14 protein-coding genes and 1 tRNA gene are annotated in these 14,473 nt (G+C 68.1%); 6 read left to right on the top strand and 9 right to left on the bottom strand.

All coding sequences use genetic code 11. From position 1 onward, the window contains the following. Positions 1 to 65 precede the first annotated feature (65 nt). Positions 66 to 1,574 carry an MATE family efflux transporter gene (locus tag ACZ5KP_RS11385; protein ID WP_460921277.1) on the bottom strand — a complete coding sequence of 503 codons (1,509 nt, stop codon included), beginning with the start codon at positions 1,572 to 1,574 and terminating at the stop codon, positions 66 to 68. Between the two features lie 534 nt (positions 1,575 to 2,108). On the opposite strand from ACZ5KP_RS11385, the gene ACZ5KP_RS11390 reads away from it, so the two are divergent. From ACZ5KP_RS11390 to ACZ5KP_RS11400, 3 genes are all read left to right on the top strand, one after another. After that, entirely contained in the window at positions 2,109 to 2,948 is an 840-nt protein-coding gene (locus tag ACZ5KP_RS11390) for a nitrilase-related carbon-nitrogen hydrolase (protein ID WP_460921275.1), read from the top strand. A gap of 317 nt (positions 2,949 to 3,265) precedes the next feature. Next, on the top strand, positions 3,266 to 4,285 hold the full coding sequence (locus ACZ5KP_RS11395; protein WP_460921273.1) for an NAD-dependent epimerase/dehydratase family protein: 1,020 nt from the start codon (positions 3,266 to 3,268) through the stop codon (positions 4,283 to 4,285). A 95-nt stretch (positions 4,286 to 4,380) separates the two neighbouring features. After that, complete coding sequence (locus ACZ5KP_RS11400) at positions 4,381 to 4,599, top strand: DUF1328 domain-containing protein (protein WP_460921271.1); 219 nt, start codon at positions 4,381 to 4,383, stop codon at positions 4,597 to 4,599. A 169-nt stretch (positions 4,600 to 4,768) separates the two neighbouring features. Here ACZ5KP_RS11400 and ACZ5KP_RS11405 read toward each other — a convergent pair whose 3' ends face one another. From ACZ5KP_RS11405 to ACZ5KP_RS11420, 4 genes are all read right to left on the bottom strand, one after another. Next, a complete protein-coding gene (locus ACZ5KP_RS11405) occupies positions 4,769 to 5,461 on the bottom strand; it encodes a hypothetical protein (protein ID WP_460921268.1) in 693 nt (230 codons plus the stop codon). 106 nt (positions 5,462 to 5,567) lie between these two features. Next, positions 5,568 to 6,410 carry an arylamine N-acetyltransferase family protein gene (locus ACZ5KP_RS11410; RefSeq protein WP_460921265.1) on the bottom strand — a complete coding sequence of 281 codons (843 nt, stop codon included), beginning with the start codon at positions 6,408 to 6,410 and terminating at the stop codon, positions 5,568 to 5,570. 139 nt (positions 6,411 to 6,549) lie between these two features. Continuing rightward, positions 6,550 to 7,557 carry an aldo/keto reductase gene (locus ACZ5KP_RS11415; protein ID WP_460921263.1) on the bottom strand — a complete coding sequence of 336 codons (1,008 nt, stop codon included), beginning with the start codon at positions 7,555 to 7,557 and terminating at the stop codon, positions 6,550 to 6,552. A 284-nt stretch (positions 7,558 to 7,841) separates the two neighbouring features. Beyond that, positions 7,842 to 7,913: transfer RNA gene (locus ACZ5KP_RS11420), tRNA-Ala, on the bottom strand. A 128-nt stretch (positions 7,914 to 8,041) separates the two neighbouring features. Between ACZ5KP_RS11420 and ACZ5KP_RS11425 the strand changes: the two genes are divergently transcribed. After that, entirely contained in the window at positions 8,042 to 9,193 is a 1,152-nt protein-coding gene (locus ACZ5KP_RS11425; RefSeq protein WP_460921260.1) for an Mrp/NBP35 family ATP-binding protein, read from the top strand. A 60-nt stretch (positions 9,194 to 9,253) separates the two neighbouring features. Here ACZ5KP_RS11425 and ACZ5KP_RS11430 read toward each other — a convergent pair whose 3' ends face one another. The 4 genes from ACZ5KP_RS11430 to ACZ5KP_RS11445 all read right to left on the bottom strand — a co-directional run bounded on the left by ACZ5KP_RS11430 (position 9,254) and on the right by ACZ5KP_RS11445 (position 11,991). Beyond that, positions 9,254 to 9,544, bottom strand: coding sequence for a DUF8036 family membrane protein (locus ACZ5KP_RS11430; RefSeq protein ID WP_460921257.1), 291 nt, complete (start codon positions 9,542 to 9,544; stop codon positions 9,254 to 9,256). Positions 9,545 to 9,547: 3 nt separating this feature from the next. Then, positions 9,548 to 9,829, bottom strand: coding sequence for a winged helix-turn-helix domain-containing protein (locus tag ACZ5KP_RS11435; RefSeq protein WP_460921255.1), 282 nt, complete (start codon positions 9,827 to 9,829; stop codon positions 9,548 to 9,550). 161 nt (positions 9,830 to 9,990) lie between these two features. Further along, entirely contained in the window at positions 9,991 to 11,523 is a 1,533-nt protein-coding gene (locus ACZ5KP_RS11440; RefSeq protein WP_460921252.1) for a molybdopterin-dependent oxidoreductase, read from the bottom strand. Then, positions 11,524 to 11,991, bottom strand: a complete 468-nt coding sequence (locus tag ACZ5KP_RS11445; RefSeq protein WP_460921250.1) for a hypothetical protein — start codon at positions 11,989 to 11,991, stop codon at positions 11,524 to 11,526. 214 nt (positions 11,992 to 12,205) lie between these two features. On the opposite strand from ACZ5KP_RS11445, the gene ACZ5KP_RS11450 reads away from it, so the two are divergent. Both ACZ5KP_RS11450 and ACZ5KP_RS11455 read left to right on the top strand, forming a co-directional pair. After that, complete coding sequence (locus ACZ5KP_RS11450; RefSeq protein WP_460921248.1) at positions 12,206 to 13,255, top strand: enolase-like domain-containing protein; 1,050 nt, start codon at positions 12,206 to 12,208, stop codon at positions 13,253 to 13,255. Between the two features lie 97 nt (positions 13,256 to 13,352). Beyond that, positions 13,353 to 14,315: a mannonate dehydratase gene (locus ACZ5KP_RS11455; protein ID WP_460921246.1), complete on the top strand. Its 963-nt coding sequence runs from the start codon at positions 13,353 to 13,355 to the stop codon at positions 14,313 to 14,315. Positions 14,316 to 14,473: the final 158 nt, after the last annotated feature.

Consider the following 14,473-nt stretch of genomic DNA (forward strand, 5'->3'; position numbering starts at 1 on the left):
ACGCCGTTTCCCGGTTTAAGGGTTCTGACGGGCGTGCAGCCGGTAGGTCGTCGGTCCCGATCCTCTCACTCCGCTGCCGATCGGTCGGCCTCCGATTCCGGTTCGGCGTCGGCGGCGGCTGGCGACGCGTCGTCGAGAACGTCGCCCAGCCACCACCCCCTGTGGAAGACGTACGCACCGGCGATCGCCGCGGTGACGTTCGAGAGGGCGATCGCCGTCCAGGCGCCCGTCGCGCCGAGTCCGAGCAGGAGCACGAGCGCGATCGCAAGCACTGCGCGGGCACCCCACAGCGTCGTCACGCCGACGATCATGGCAAGCCGGGTCGATCCCGAGCCGTAGAACGCCCCGTTCATCATGTGGTAGACGGCCATGATCGCCCAGGTCGGCGCAACGAACCGGAGGAAGGTCGCACCGTGGTCGACGACCGCGTCCGACCCCTCGCCGGTGACGAACAGGTCGACGATCCCTTCGGCAAAGACGACCGTCAGCGCGCTCGCGACGACGAAGACCGTCCCGAGGATCGCGATCGCGACGTAGACCGTCCGCCGTGCGCGATCGCGGTGGCCGCCGCCGAGGTTCTGCCCGACGACCGTCTCGACGGACATCCCCATCGCCGCCATCGGGAGCCAGACCAGCGAGACGAACCGGTTGCCGATGCCGTAGGCCGCGACGGCGTCCGCACTGACGGTCGCGACGAGCGCCGTCATGACGATCGCCGCGATCGACTGGGTGCTCTGGTCGATCGCGCCCGGCGTGCCGATCCGGACGATTTTCTCGATCGTCGCGCGCTCGGGCAGGAGGTCGTCGATGGAGAGCCGGAGCCCGACGTGCCCGCCGAACAGCAGCCACGCACCGACGACCGCGGCCAGCCCCCGGGAGAGGACCGTCGCGAACGCAGCGCCCGCGACGCCGAGGCCGCCGAAGCCGGTCGCGCCGTGCAGCGTCGCCTGGAGCCCCTCGAGACCGAGCCAGCCGAACAGTGGGTTCCCGGTGAACCCGAGCACGAAGAACGGATCGAGGAGGACGTTCAGTCCGACGCTGAAGACCATCAGGTACATCGGCGTCTTCGTGTCGCCCCAGCCCCGGAGGACGGCCATGAACACGTGAAAGCCGAACGTGAAGGGCATCCCGAGGACGACGATCCGGAGGTACGTGGTCGCCTGATCGTGAACCGCAGTGCCCGGCGTGGCGCCGATGGCCGTCAGCAGGTACGGCGCGAAGACGAACCCGAACGCCGCGACGACGACCGAGAGCGCCGCGTTGAACGCCATCGTCTGGCCGGTGACGTGGCCGAGCCGGTCCTCGTTGCCAGCGCCGGAGTGCTGTGCCACGAGGATCGTGCCGGCGTTGGTCATCCCGGCACCGAGGCTCACGAGCAGGAAGACGATCGGCCACGCGAACGACAGCGCGGTCACCGGGTCCGTACCGAGCCGGCCGACCCAGAACGTGTCCGTGAGGTTGTAGGCGACCTGGAGGAGCTGGGTCATCGTCAACGGTCCTGCGAGCGCGAGGAGCGGCCAGACGATCGGCCCCTCGGTGAACCGGCGCGAGTGATCGCTCGCGGCGTCGCTCATCGAGTGGCCTCCCCGCGTCCGCTGGTTTCGGATCCAGTCGCGTGCGCGTTCGGCTGGCTGTGCGTCGGTCCGCCCGGGCTCGCCGGTCGCGAGGGATCTGCGTCTCGTCCGGGCCGTGCAGTTCGTTTGGCGTGGATGTGTTCGGTTCGTCGCATTCGCAATCGTGGGTTCGTGGGCGTTTCTCGTCGCTCGCTACAGCTCGACACGCTGGAACGCCACAGACCGCCGAACCGATGCCTCTGGAGGAGGCGTCAGTACGACCAGTGAAGCACGAATCGTCGCCGCGGCTGTCGATCGAGGCGACCGACCGTGGGCCTGCGAGGTCCAGGCCCAGTTACAGCACGGCGAGCATCGGAACTGCCCGAGACGAGGACCGACCGCTACTTAGGCGTTCCGTCGGCACGCGACCTGTTCACACGTCCGTCGGCCGGACGGTGCCGGAACGTCTTTGGCCGTTCCGCGGCGAGCACCGATCGTGCAACGGCCCTCGGTGACTCCCCGATTCGGCGCGGCGGGTGGACGGAGGTGCGGGCGATGAAGCTCGCGCTCGCCCAGCTCGCGATCGAGGACGGGGACGTCGACGGGAACGTCGAGCGCGCCGTCGACGCGATCGCGACGGCAGCCGCGGACGGTGCCGACCTCGTCGCGCTCCCGGAGATCTTCAACCTCGGCTACTTCGCCTTCGAGGCGTACGAGCGCGCAGCAGAATCCATCGAGGGGCCGACGATCGGCGCGCTCGCCAACGCGGCTCGCGAGCACGATGTGGCGGTCCTCGCCGGGACGATCGTCGAGGACCTCGCAGCCACTGCGGCGGAGACGACAGTCCCGACGCCGGCAGAATCGGGGCTCGCGAACGCCGCCGTCCTGCTCGACGCCGACGGCGAACGCCAGCTGGTCTATCGCAAACACCACCTCTTCGGGTACGACTCCGCGGAGGCCGAGCTGCTCGTGCCGGGCGAGCGGATCGAGACGGCGACGGTCTGCGGGGTCGAGGTCGGCGTCACGACCTGCTACGACCTCCGCTTCCCCGAGCTGTACCGCGAACTGCTCGACGCCGGCGCGGAGCTGGTGCTCGTTCCATCGGCGTGGCCACAGCCTCGCCTCGAGCACTGGCAGACCCTCCCGCGAGCGCGTGCGATCGAGAACCTCTGCTACGTCGCGGCGGTCAACGGCGCGGCGGTCGGTCGGGACGAACGCGACGGAGCCGACGGGGGTGGCCCCCAGCTCGTCGGCCGATCCACGGTGTTCGATCCGTGGGGAACGCCGATCGCGTCGAGTGGTCCCGAGGCGACGATCGTCGCTGCGAGGGTCGAGCCCGACCGGATCGCCGACGTTCGCGAGGAGTTCCCCGCGCTGGACGACCGGCGACCGTAGCCGGTCTCGACCGGTGCGGGCCGCACGCCGCACCACAACCCGCGGGCCGACAGCCCGATTCGCGGGCGACACTTTAAGTACCGAGAGGCATTACCAGTAGATGCCGGTACACGGCGCTTTTCACGTCGAACCGGCAGCAAACGCGAGACGCTCGCACTCGTCACGTTGCCGCTCCCGGACGGCAACTGACTCCGTCCCGGCCCACTCCGCGCCTGCCCCTTTCCATTCCGTTTCCACCGACGACTAGCCCTGCTTCCCCTGAAGAGCTACACTGCCGCGTGCGCGGGAGTTTTGTACCGGGCGGTCCGCCCACGGGTATGCAGGTACTCCTCGTGGGCGGTACCGGACTCATCAGCACAGGGATCACGCGCCAGCTCGTCGAGGCTGGGCACGACGTGGCCTGTTTCACTCGCGGCGAGAGCGAGGCGCGCGTGCCCGACGCCGTCGAGTTCGTCCACGGCGATCGCTCGAACCCCACCGACCTCGCGGACGCGCGCGACGCGGTCGATCCCGACGTCGTGATCGACATGATCCTGTTCGATCCGGACACGGCACGCGAGGCGATCGAGGTCTTCGGTGGCGAGATCGAGCAGTACGTCTTCTGTTCGACCGTCGACGTCTACCACCGGCCGCTCGCGACCAACCCCGTCCAGGAGGACGCCCCGCGCGAGCCCGCCGTCAGCGAGTACGGCGCGAACAAGGCCGCCGCCGAGGACGCGTTCATGGCTGCCCACGACGAGGGCGCGTTCGCCGCGACGGTGATCCGCCCCTGGAGCACGTACGGCGAGGGCGGCCCCCTCCTCCACAGCCTCGGCGTCGGCACCTACTACGTCGACCGCATCCGGAAGGGCAAACCCATTCTCGTCCACGGCTCCGGCCAGTCGCTGTGGGGCCCCTGCCACCGCGACGACGTCGCCGGCGCGTTCGTCGGCGCAGTCGGCAACGAGGACGCCTACGGCGAGGCCTACCACGTCACCAGCGAGGAGGTCATCACCTGGAACCAGTACCACGAAACTGTGGCTGCCGCGCTCGACGCACCCGAGCCCGAGCTCGTCCACGTCCCTGTCGAACAGCTCCGCGAGGCGCTGCCCGACCGTACCGACATGCTCGTGGACCACTTCCAGTTCTCGACGGTGTTCGACAACGCGAAAGCGCGGCGGGACCTGGGCTTCGAGTGCACCGTCTCCTTCGAGGAGGGCGTTCGGCGCACCGTCGAGTGGCTCGACGAACACGGCGAGATCGACGACTGGGACAGCGAACGGGACGACGACCTGATCGACGCGTGGCGGGACGCGACCGCGTCCTTCCAGCAGTCCTTCGACGCCGGGGACGCGTAAGCTCCGCCTGCTGGCCCGCGGCTGGCGAATTTCGAGCGAATCCGGCCGCTCGAACGTGGGGTGTAACTAAATGACTCCTGGCCGAACCCGTCTGTATGTCGTTGACCCTCCCGGCGACGATCCTCGCGTTCGCCTTCGACGCGCTGCCAGCACAGCTCACCGGCGATTTCCTCGAGTACGCGATCCTGTTCTTCGTGCTCGCGATCGTCGCCGCTGTGCTCGGTGCCGGCAACGTCGCGGGCGTGTCGATGGCGATCGCGAAGTGGCTGGTGATCATCTTCGTCGTGCTGGCGATCGTCACGCTGTTGCTGTAACGGGCCGGTCGCTCAACGCAGGCGTCCACGGAGCCTGCCCTCACTCCAGGCGCCCAGACCCGGGCGCTCGCCGCAGGCGTCCCTGGAGCTGGCCGTTCACTGCAGGTATCCAGGACCGGCCGCTCGCCGCAGGCGCTTCCGGACCCGGGCGCTCTTCGAGTAGATCCCTTCAGGCGTCCTGTGTGACGAGCCGGACGTCGTCGAACAGCCGCCGGACCTCGGTCTCCCAGATGACGGTCATTCCGACGGCGATCGTGGCCACTCCCTCGACGTCCTCGACGTCGTAGCTGTAGGTCTTCCACCCCTCGTGGTCCTCGACGTTCTCCTCGCGATTGAAGTCCGCTTCCTCGAGGCCGTCCTCGGGTTTCTCGCCCGCGAAGAAGGCGACCATCGCGATCTCGTTGAACGACTGTTGCTCGCTGTAGGCGTCGAGTTCGACCGTGGACACGTCCGAGAGATCGACCTGCTGCTCGACCCAGACCGTCCCGTCGTCGGCGATGCCAGAGATGTAGAACTCTACGGCTGCGTTCCCGTCGGCAGCCTCGCCGTTCAGGACCGAAACGCCGTGGTCGACGGTGCCGTCCTCCGCACCGGGAACGGCGGGAAGGTCAGTACCGATCGTCCAGCCCTGGAACCCGGACTCGAAGGAGCCGTTGACGAGCTCGGGGGTGGCCCCGTCGTCTCCCTGGCCGTCCTCGTTCTGCTCGTTCCCGTCGTCGGTAGTACCGTCGGACGGACTGCCGTTGGGTTCGTCGTCACTCGAGTTGCCATCGTCGCCGCCGTCGGAGCCGAGCGCGGAGCAGCCCGCGAGTCCAGTTGCCAGTGCTGTGCCGAGGCCTGCGATGTACGTTCGTCGCTGCATACACGAGTGGCAACGGGCCATAGTGTAGAAGGCCTACTGCAGGCTCAAAGGCGGGCTTTACCTCAGGGCCCGTTGCGAGTTCGCCGTTGGGGATCCACAACGTTCGCTACGTCGGGTCCAGTTCGATACCGATCGTCTCTGCGAGCAGCTGCTCGTACTCCGCGGAGTCGATCGACCGCTTCTCGGACTCTCCGCGGACCGTCCGCGTCAGCGTCTCCGGTGACAGCGAAACGTGGCCGTCCTCGGTCGGTCGCATCGCGATCGGTTCGCCGGTGAAGTGCGAATCCGGCGCGGTCGAGTGGTACTCACAGGACGCCGCGAAGAAGGTGAGTTCGCGGGATTCGTCTCGAAGGATGTACCGATCGGTCCAGTCCGTCTCGCCGGCTGGCTCGTTGCGGTACGCCAGCCGGTAGTCGGCGTCCGGCCGATCGGACTCGACGAGGCGCCACTCGACGCCGACGCCGCTGTCGACCACGCTGCCGTCGAGTGGGACGGGTCGCCGGACGACCGGCGCTCCAACGCCCACGTCGACGAGCACCCGCCCGGAATCGGGGGGATCGACCACGAGCGTCAGGTGGTCCGCCGGGACGCCGTAGCCGCCGTCCTCGGCGGCGACCCGCGCTGCACAGCGCCGGACCTCGAAGCCGAGTTCTTCGAGGAGCCACGCGAAGCAGCCGTTGAGCTCGTAGCAGAAGCCGCCGCGCTCGCGCTCGACGATCTTCTCGTAGAGCGCGGGCAGGTCGAGGTCGATCGGCTCGCCCGCGTAGCCGGTCGTTCCTTCGACGTCGCCGTTTGCGTGGGGGTCGCCGGTGATCGCCAGCGTCTCGAACGGGACTGCGCGGGCGTGCGCGGACTGGAGTCTGGTGAGCGTCTCGCGGTCCGGATCGCCGACCGACTGCGGGTCGACGTCGATGCGCTGCAGATACCGATCGGCGTCGAGGGCTGGCATCGCTCGAGCGCACGGACGGAGTCCACAAATAGCTCCGCTGAAACGCGTTGTTGTACTCGCGCTGACGATTTCGCCGGGGTCGGTTTTCCGGCTCGCCCTGCGGCGGGGTGGCCACCCGGTTCTGGGCAGTCCGAAGCGATTACGCGTCGCTCTCGTAGACGTTCCCGTCCGCGTCGTAGCGGGCCTCGTCGATCCGCGCGAACTGCTCGTCGGAGAGCTCGACCTCGACGGCACCGACGTTCTCGTCGAGCTGGTCGGTCGTCCGCGCGCCGACGATCGGGACGCAGGTGAACTCCTCCTGGGCCATCAGCCAGGCGAGTGCGACCTGTGCCGGGGTCGCGTCCTCCTCGTCGGCGACGGCGCGAATCGCGTCGAGGACGTGCCAGCCGCGCTCGGAGACGTACCAGTCCTCGAAGACGTCGGTGAGTGCGCCACGCGAGCCGTCGGGCGCTTCGACGTCGTAGGTGCCGTCGCCGACGCGCTCGTACTTGCCGGTGAGGAAGCCGCCGCCCAGCGGCGAGTACGGGCAGACCGCGAGGTCCTGGTCGGCACAGACGTCGAGGTAGTCCGCGACGTCTTCCTTGTACGCCGCGTGGAACATCGGCTGCGTGACCGTGAACGCCTCGTAGTTGTTGACGTCGGCCTTCCAGAGCCCCTTCGTGAGCTTCCAGGCGTCGGCCGTCGAGAGCCCGACGTGGTGGACCTTTCCCTCCGAGACGAGGTCGTCGATCGTGCGGAGCGTGCGCTCGATCGGCGTGTCGTCGTCGAAGCGGTGGAGGTACAGGATGTCGAGGTAGTCCGTGCCGAGGCGGTCGAGACTTCCCTCCACCTCCGCGCGAACGTTCTTCCGGGAGAGGTTCTCCTGGAAGCGCGAGACCTGCGACCAGTAGCACTTCGAGGCGATCACGTACTCCTCGCGGTCCTCGTCCTCGAGCCACTCGCCGATCCACCGCTCGGAATCGCCGCCGCCGTAGCCGTTGGCGGTGTCGATGAAGTTCCCGCCGTGCTCTGTGAAGGCGTCGAGCAGCTCGTGGGCCCGTTCGCGATCCGTCTCGACCACGCCGCCGGACTCCTGGCCAAAGCGCCAGGTGCCCAGACAGAGCGGCGAGACCTGCAGTCCAGTCTCTCCGAGTCGTACGTACTCCATTACGGACTGGCATTTTCGATGCAGGCTCTTGGGGGTTTCCGCTACGGCGAGATGCGGGGGTGAGTTCGGCGGGATGGACTCGCCCGGACCGAGCAAACGCGAAGCGTTTACGACAGCTGAAGCGGGGGCGTGCACGAGCATCCGCGCGAGCGGAGCGAGCGCGGTTCACTCGCTGCTCCCGTCGGTCGCAGCGAGGTAGTTTTTCCCCAAGTTTTTGCGACCGAGTGGTCCCCGCAGCGAGCCGGAGGCTCGCGAGGAGACCCGAGGGAGTAAAAAGTGGTTAGTGGACTCGCTGGGATTTGAACCCAGGGCCTCTTCCTTGCGAAGGAAGCGATCTACCGCTGATCTACGAGCCCGCAGCCCATTCTACAACCGGAATCGCACTTGAGACTTCCGTTCTCTCATCACGGTGGCACACCGCCCCACGACACCATTCCTCTCCAGACGACAAGCCTTATCGCCGCTTCGTCGCCTATTCGAACCCATGAACGAGGAAGCGGTGCGGGAGCGACTCGCGACCGTCGAGGACCCGGATCTCGGCGACGACATCGTCTCGCTCGGACTCGTCAACGACGTCGAACTCGAGGGCGACACCGTGCACGTCTCGCTGGCGCTCGGGGCGCCGTACTCGCCCACGGAGACGGCGATGGCGGCGAAGGTCCGCGAAGCGCTCGCGGACACGGAGTTGACCGTCGAGCTCGACGCCGAGATCGACGACGGGAGCGAGACTACCGAGGAGGACATCCTCCCCGGCGTGGAGAACGTGATCGCTGTCGCCTCGGGCAAGGGCGGCGTCGGGAAGTCCACCGTCGCGGTGAACCTCGCGGCCGGGCTCGCGGACATGGGCGCGGAGGTAGGCCTCTTCGACGCGGACGTCTACGGCCCGAACGTCCCGCGGATGGTCGAGGCGGACGAACCGCCGCAGGCGACGCGCGACGAGACGCTTGTCCCGCCCGAGCAGTACGGGATGAAGCTGATGAGCATGGCCTATCTCGTCGGCGAGGACGACCCCGTCATCTGGCGCGGGCCGATGGTCCACAAGGTCCTGACCCAGCTCTGGGAGGACGTCGAGTGGGGCTACCTCGACTACATGGTCGTGGACCTGCCGCCGGGCACTGGCGACACGCAGCTGACCCTCCTCCAGTCCGTGCCGGTCACGGGCTCGGTGATCGTGACGACGCCCCAGGACGTCGCGCTCGACGACGCCCGGAAGGGTCTCGAGATGTTCGGCAAGCACGATACGCCCGTGCTGGGCATCGCGGAGAACATGTCGACGTTCGTCTGCCCGGACTGTGGCGGCGAGCACGACATCTTCGACGCGGGCGGTGGCGAGCAGTTCGCGGACGTCCACGAGATGCCCTTTTTGGGCTCGATCCCGCTCGATCCCGCAGTCAGAGAGGGCGGCGACGACGGCCGGCCGATCGTCCTCGACGAGGAGGCCGACGCTGCCGACGCCTTCGGCGAGATTACCCAGCGCGTCGCGAACAACGTCGGGATTGTTCGCCGGCGTGGCGTCGCCGGCGCGGCGCAGGCCGCGGAAGCAGCGGAATCGGCGAAAGCCGAGGCCGAACGCGGCGAGACGACGAGTCCAGCGACGCCGGATGCCCCTGACGCGCCCGAGGACTCTGCGGAGTAGCGTCGCGACCGTACTTTTTGGGCCCAGTTCTTCGGTTCCGTTCGGTGCGTCCCAGAACCGCTACTGCAGCGTCGCCCACGCGAGGAAGGCGAGCGCGACCAACTGCATCGCGCGGAGCACCGCGACGGCGGACTGCACCGTCGAGTCGGCGGCGTAGAGCATCTTCATGCTGAAGAAGAAGTAGATCGCCACGCCGTTTTCCGCGAGCAGGACGAGCCCGAAGACGACCAGCGCGAGCACCAGCGGCGTGCGGAACTCCCGGTAGTTCCGGATCCAGACGGCGCTGAGCGCGGCGAGCACCGCGATGTTCAGCGCCGAGACGAATGTGGCGACGTGGAGTGGATCGACCATGGCTCAGTCCTCACCTCCGGCGTCGACGATCTCGTGGAACGCCTCCCGGTGGGCCTCGAAGCGGTCGGTCAGGAAGTAGAGCGCGCCGTAGCCCTCCTGGCCGGGCTCGACGACGTCGTGCTCCTCGAGCTTGTCGAGGTGGTGGGTCACGGTGTTGTAGTCCATCTCGATGGCCTCCGCGAGCTGGTTGGCGTTCCGTGGCCGTTCGTCGATTGCCCGGACGATCGCCACGCGGGTCGATCCCCCGCGGGTCCCGACGAACAGGTACCACAGCGCCTGCTCCATACACGTCTCGCCTCGGGCGTTCACGGTCGGGGGTGATAGATGCAGGGGGTCTCGGTCGTACGAAAACGCTGTGCGATTCACTTCGGCGGGACGGGGGCTGCCCGCTCGTTCGCCGAATCCACTGCTGCGTGCGATCGCTCCGTCTGCAGTCGCCGTCCCGGTCACGGATCCACCGTCTTGCTGACCCACCCGCTCGGGCCGGCGGGGAAGGCGTCGGAGCGCTCCTGTGGCTGCAGATTGCCCTCGCCGTCGATCGTCCGGGCGACGACCTCGTGTCTGTTCTCGGCCTCGTACCGGTAGCGCCACTGTCGCGTGACGTCCTCGCCCGGCGGCGGATCTGCCAGTTCGGCGTCGTTCCAGGTCTCCCCGCCGTCGACGGAGACCTCGACGCGCTCGACGCCGCGGTCGCCAGCGTAGGCGTGGCCGCCGACTTCGAGGCGGCCGTCGTCGAGCTCGTTCGCTGGATCCGTCCAGATCTTCGCGACGCCGGGCACACGAGCGTGGCCGTTCCACCCACGTTCCTCGTAGAAGCCCTCCACGGGATCGTCCGTGGCGTGGAGCTTCTCGATCCACTTGACGTTGAGTTCGCCCCACGTCCCTGGCAGGTGGATCCGAGCCGGGAAGCCGTGAGTCCGGGGCAGCAGCTGGCCGTTCATGCCGTAGGCGAGAAAGCCGTTCTCGAGGGTTTCTCGCGGGACGCTCGCGACGTAGCCGTCGGCGGCGTGCATCTCGACGTGGCTCGCCTCGACGCCGGCTTCCTCGAGGAGCTCCGAGAGGGGGAACCCCGTCCAGAGCGCCGTATCGAGCAGGTCGCCGTTGAGGTCGTCGCCGATACACCGGAGCGCGACGAACCGATCCTCGGCGGGCCGATCGCGTAGCGCCTCGTAGTCGATATCGATCTCCTCCGCAACCGCGCCGGTCACGGAGAGCGTCCAGGCGTCTTCGTCGACGATCTCCGGCACGGCGTTCTTGGAGACCGTGTAGAACCCCCCGATCTCGCTGATCGGCGGCTGGACCCCTTCGATTCCGAGACTCGCAGCCTGTGCCGATTCGATCTGCGCTCGCAGCGATTCGGCGTCCGCGAGTCCCTCGGCGTCGATCGCGCGGGCCTCGTTGGTAACCAGATCCCCGAGCACCGACGAGATGATTCCGATGCCGAGGAGCGCACCGACGACGCCGACGACCTCTCGGCGCTCCGGATCGACCGACCGGCCTTCACCGCGAGCGTCGGTCCCAGCGCGAGCTCCCAGCACGCCGACGGCAACCGGGACGCCGACGCCAGCGCCGACCGCGACGGTCTGGAGCGGACTGGCAGTTAGGGTCCACGCGATCGCGCCCGCGAGAAGTGTTGCACCCCCGACACCGCCGACCAGCCCGAGCGGGATCCGGCGGCTGGCTGCGTCGAGGCTGGAACGCCGGTAACCGACGAGCAGCCCCGCGGTTGCGACGCCAGCGAGGAGTGCGAACGCCAGTACGATCGCACCGAGTAGCTGCAGCGTCTCGGCGGTCGAGCCTAGCTCCTGGATCGCCCAGTTCATCACCGCTGCAGGGGTCCACTCGGTGACGAAATCGGAGACGACCACGGCGTAGTAGTCTCTCGTCCAGCCGCCGCTCGCGTACCCGACCGCGAGCCCTGCGAGCCCCGCGACGGTCGCGAAGAACGCCGTTCGCTTCGGCTGGAGTGGTGCGTTCATCTACCCCCTCGTGACGTAGACGCCGACGCCGCCGAGCACGACGAGGCCACCGATGCCGATGGCGGCGATGCTCGAGAGCGGCAGGGAATCGTCGTCCGAGCCGCCGTCGGAATCGCTCATGTCGTTCCCGTCCATTCCGTCCTCGCCGCTCATGTCACTGTCGCCGGTGGAGTCGTTCTCCATGGAACCGTCGTCCATCGATCCGTCGTCGTCCATCGAATCATTCTGCATCGACCCGTCGTCCATCGAGCCGTTCTGCATTGAGTCGTCGCCCATGCCCCCGTCGTCGCTCGTGGAATCGTTCTGCATGGATCCGTTCATCTCACCGTCGCCGCTCATGCTTCCGTTCTCCGTGTCGTCGTCCTGTGCGGCCACGGCGTCCGGCCCGGCGGCGAAGGCCCCGCCAGTGAGCGGGACCGCGATCGTACACAGTACCACCAGACCGACCAGCAGTGCGCGTCGTGCCATTGCGAGCGAGGCTGCAGCGCGATCGGGGAAAAGTAATTTTCAAGATAGGTTCGGAGTCCGTCTCGACTCCGTTCGGAGTCGTTCTAGAATTCGTCCCGGATCGGCGGTCTCCCACTCGACCGTGCTCGATCGGGTGGCACACGGCGTCGGCGGCTGCCCGTCCTCGCCTGCCGACGCAATAACGGTTAGGTGGCCGGCGGTGCTACGGGCTCGCATGGACGGCTACGAGGCCCTCGCGGAGCTTCCGGTCACGATCAGGGACTGCGAGCTCCGCCAGCTCGAGGGCGAGACGACCTCCGACTTCACGCGCGTCTCCACTGAAATCCGCCTCTCCGGAAAGGGCCACGTCGGCACCGGCGAGGACGTCACCTACGAGACGAGCCACCACGACTCCATCCAGCGGACGGGGCCGCCGCCGCTCGAGGGCGAGTGCGACCTCGACACCTTTTCGGAGATCGTCGGTGACCTCGATCTCTTCCCCGACGACGAGCCCGAACGGGAGGATTTCCGGCACTACCGGCGCTGGGGGTTCGAGAGCGCCGCGCTCGATCTCGCGTTGAAGCAGGCCGACGAGACGCTCGCCTCCGCGCTCGACGCCAGCTACGATCCGGTCCGGTTCGTGATCAGCACCCGGCTCGGCGATCCGCCGACGGCCGATCGCGTCGAATCGCTGCTCGCCGAGGATCCCGCGAGGGAGTTCAAGCTGGACCTGACGCCCGACTGCGACGACGACCTGCTCGCGACGCTCGCCGACACGGACGCCGTCCGACTCGTTGATCTGAAGGGCCACTACGAGGGCACCGACGTCGACAACCCGGGTGATCCGGAGTTCTACCGGCGGGTGCTCGACGCCTTCCCGGACGTGATCGTCGAGGATCCCGCGGTGACCGCCGAGACCGATCCGGTGCTCGCGGACGAGTGGGATCGCATCTCCTGGGACGCGCCGATCCACGACGTGAGCGACCTGGCGGAGCTGCCCGAGACCGGCTGTCTGAACGTCAAACCCTCCAGGTTCGGCTCGATCGAGTCGCTCTTCGCGGCCTTCGAGCACTGCGAATCGGAGGACCTCACGGTCTATCTCGGCGGCCAGTTCGAGCTCGGGCCGGGCCGGGAACACCTCCACGCGCTCGCGTCGCTGTTCTGCTCGGACGCGCCCAACGACGTCGCCCCGCGGGGCTACAACGATCCCGAGCACGACGGGCCCGTCCCCGCGAGCCCGCTGGAGCCGCCCCGCTCACCTGACGGCCTGGACTGGTCGAGCTGAGCAGTCCTTTCGGTCCGCGGTGATCGCTGCTCTTCGCACCGCGGCGTCCGTCTTCCACCTTCGCAGCACTGATACTCCGGCGTGCGCCAGGGCCGGTATGGTCGAACTCGCACTCGTGATGCCGCCGGAGCCCGACGACCGCTGGGACCTCGCCAAGCAGGTCGGCGTCGACACCGCCGTCGTCCACGCCCTCGAGATCGGCGACGATCGGACGGCGTGGAATCACGACCGCCTGCAGGGGATGCAGAACTGGTTCGAGAACGCCGGCATCGAGATCGGCGTGATCGAGGGCTCCGTGCCCGTCACGGACACGACGCGGCTCGGGCTCGAGGGCCGCGACGAAGAGATCGAGCAGTTCAAGCAGTTCCTCCGGGACTGCGGCGACCTCGGCATCGATACCATCTGCTACGACTGGATGGCCGGCATCCGCTGGGCGCGGACGAACGTCACCGTCGAGGCCCGTGGCGGCTCGCTCACCAGCGAGTACGACGTCGCCGACATGCCCGGCACGTCGCCCCACGAAGCCGCGGACGTGACCCACGAGGAGCTCTGGGAGAACCTCGAGTACTTCCTCGAAGCGGTCGTCCCCGTCGCGGAGGAGGCCGGCGTCAAACTCGGGCTCCACCCCGACGACCCGCCCCGCGAAGTGGTCAAGGGTATCCCGCGGATCGTCAACAGCGTCGAGGCCTACGACCGCGCGCTCGACGTCGTCGACTCGGAGTACAACGGGACCACGTTCTGCCAGGGCAACTTCGCGGCGATGGGCGCCGACGTACCCGAAACCATCCGGCACTTCGGCGACCGCATCAACTTCGCGCACTTCCGGGACGTTCGCGGCGACGCCGACGCGTTCGTCGAGACCTGGCACGACGAGGGGCCGACGGACATGCTCGCCGCGTTCGAGGCCTACGACGACGTCGGCTTCGACGGCCCGATTCGTCCCGACCACGTGCCGACGATGGCCGGCGAGGACAACTCCAACCCCGGCTACCACACGAAGGGCCGGCTCTGGGCGATCGGCTACATGCGCGGGCTGCTGGAGTCCGTCGGTGCGGACTAAATAGGATCGAGGCCACTCGTCCGCTCACACACTCGATCACTCACACGCGCACATACTTCTCGTCTGCAGCGGTTCCCCACGGCCGCCCCCGGTATACGGGGACGGCGATCGCACCGCGTGGTGGTTCGCGGGCGCGAGAAAGACAATCGTTTTACCCG

Source organism: Salinarchaeum chitinilyticum, assembly GCF_055390775.1.

Bases quoted from the DNA above. Each gene is read 5' to 3' on its own strand.
- ACZ5KP_RS11385 (WP_460921277.1), bottom strand. From the start codon at position 1,574: ATGAGCGACGCCGCGAGCGATCACTCGCGCCGGTTCACCGAGGGGCCG.
- ACZ5KP_RS11390 (WP_460921275.1), top strand. From the start codon at position 2,109: ATGAAGCTCGCGCTCGCCCAGCTCGCGATCGAGGACGGGGACGTCGAC.
- ACZ5KP_RS11395 (WP_460921273.1), top strand. From the start codon at position 3,266: ATGCAGGTACTCCTCGTGGGCGGTACCGGACTCATCAGCACAGGGATC.
- ACZ5KP_RS11400 (WP_460921271.1), top strand. From the start codon at position 4,381: ATGTCGTTGACCCTCCCGGCGACGATCCTCGCGTTCGCCTTCGACGCG.
- ACZ5KP_RS11405 (WP_460921268.1), bottom strand. From the start codon at position 5,461: ATGCAGCGACGAACGTACATCGCAGGCCTCGGCACAGCACTGGCAACT.
- ACZ5KP_RS11410 (WP_460921265.1), bottom strand. From the start codon at position 6,410: ATGCCAGCCCTCGACGCCGATCGGTATCTGCAGCGCATCGACGTCGAC.
- ACZ5KP_RS11415 (WP_460921263.1), bottom strand. From the start codon at position 7,557: ATGGAGTACGTACGACTCGGAGAGACTGGACTGCAGGTCTCGCCGCTC.
- ACZ5KP_RS11425 (WP_460921260.1), top strand. From the start codon at position 8,042: ATGAACGAGGAAGCGGTGCGGGAGCGACTCGCGACCGTCGAGGACCCG.
- ACZ5KP_RS11430 (WP_460921257.1), bottom strand. From the start codon at position 9,544: ATGGTCGATCCACTCCACGTCGCCACATTCGTCTCGGCGCTGAACATC.
- ACZ5KP_RS11435 (WP_460921255.1), bottom strand. From the start codon at position 9,829: ATGGAGCAGGCGCTGTGGTACCTGTTCGTCGGGACCCGCGGGGGATCG.
- ACZ5KP_RS11440 (WP_460921252.1), bottom strand. From the start codon at position 11,523: ATGAACGCACCACTCCAGCCGAAGCGAACGGCGTTCTTCGCGACCGTC.
- ACZ5KP_RS11445 (WP_460921250.1), bottom strand. From the start codon at position 11,991: ATGGCACGACGCGCACTGCTGGTCGGTCTGGTGGTACTGTGTACGATC.
- ACZ5KP_RS11450 (WP_460921248.1), top strand. From the start codon at position 12,206: ATGGACGGCTACGAGGCCCTCGCGGAGCTTCCGGTCACGATCAGGGAC.
- ACZ5KP_RS11455 (WP_460921246.1), top strand. From the start codon at position 13,353: ATGGTCGAACTCGCACTCGTGATGCCGCCGGAGCCCGACGACCGCTGG.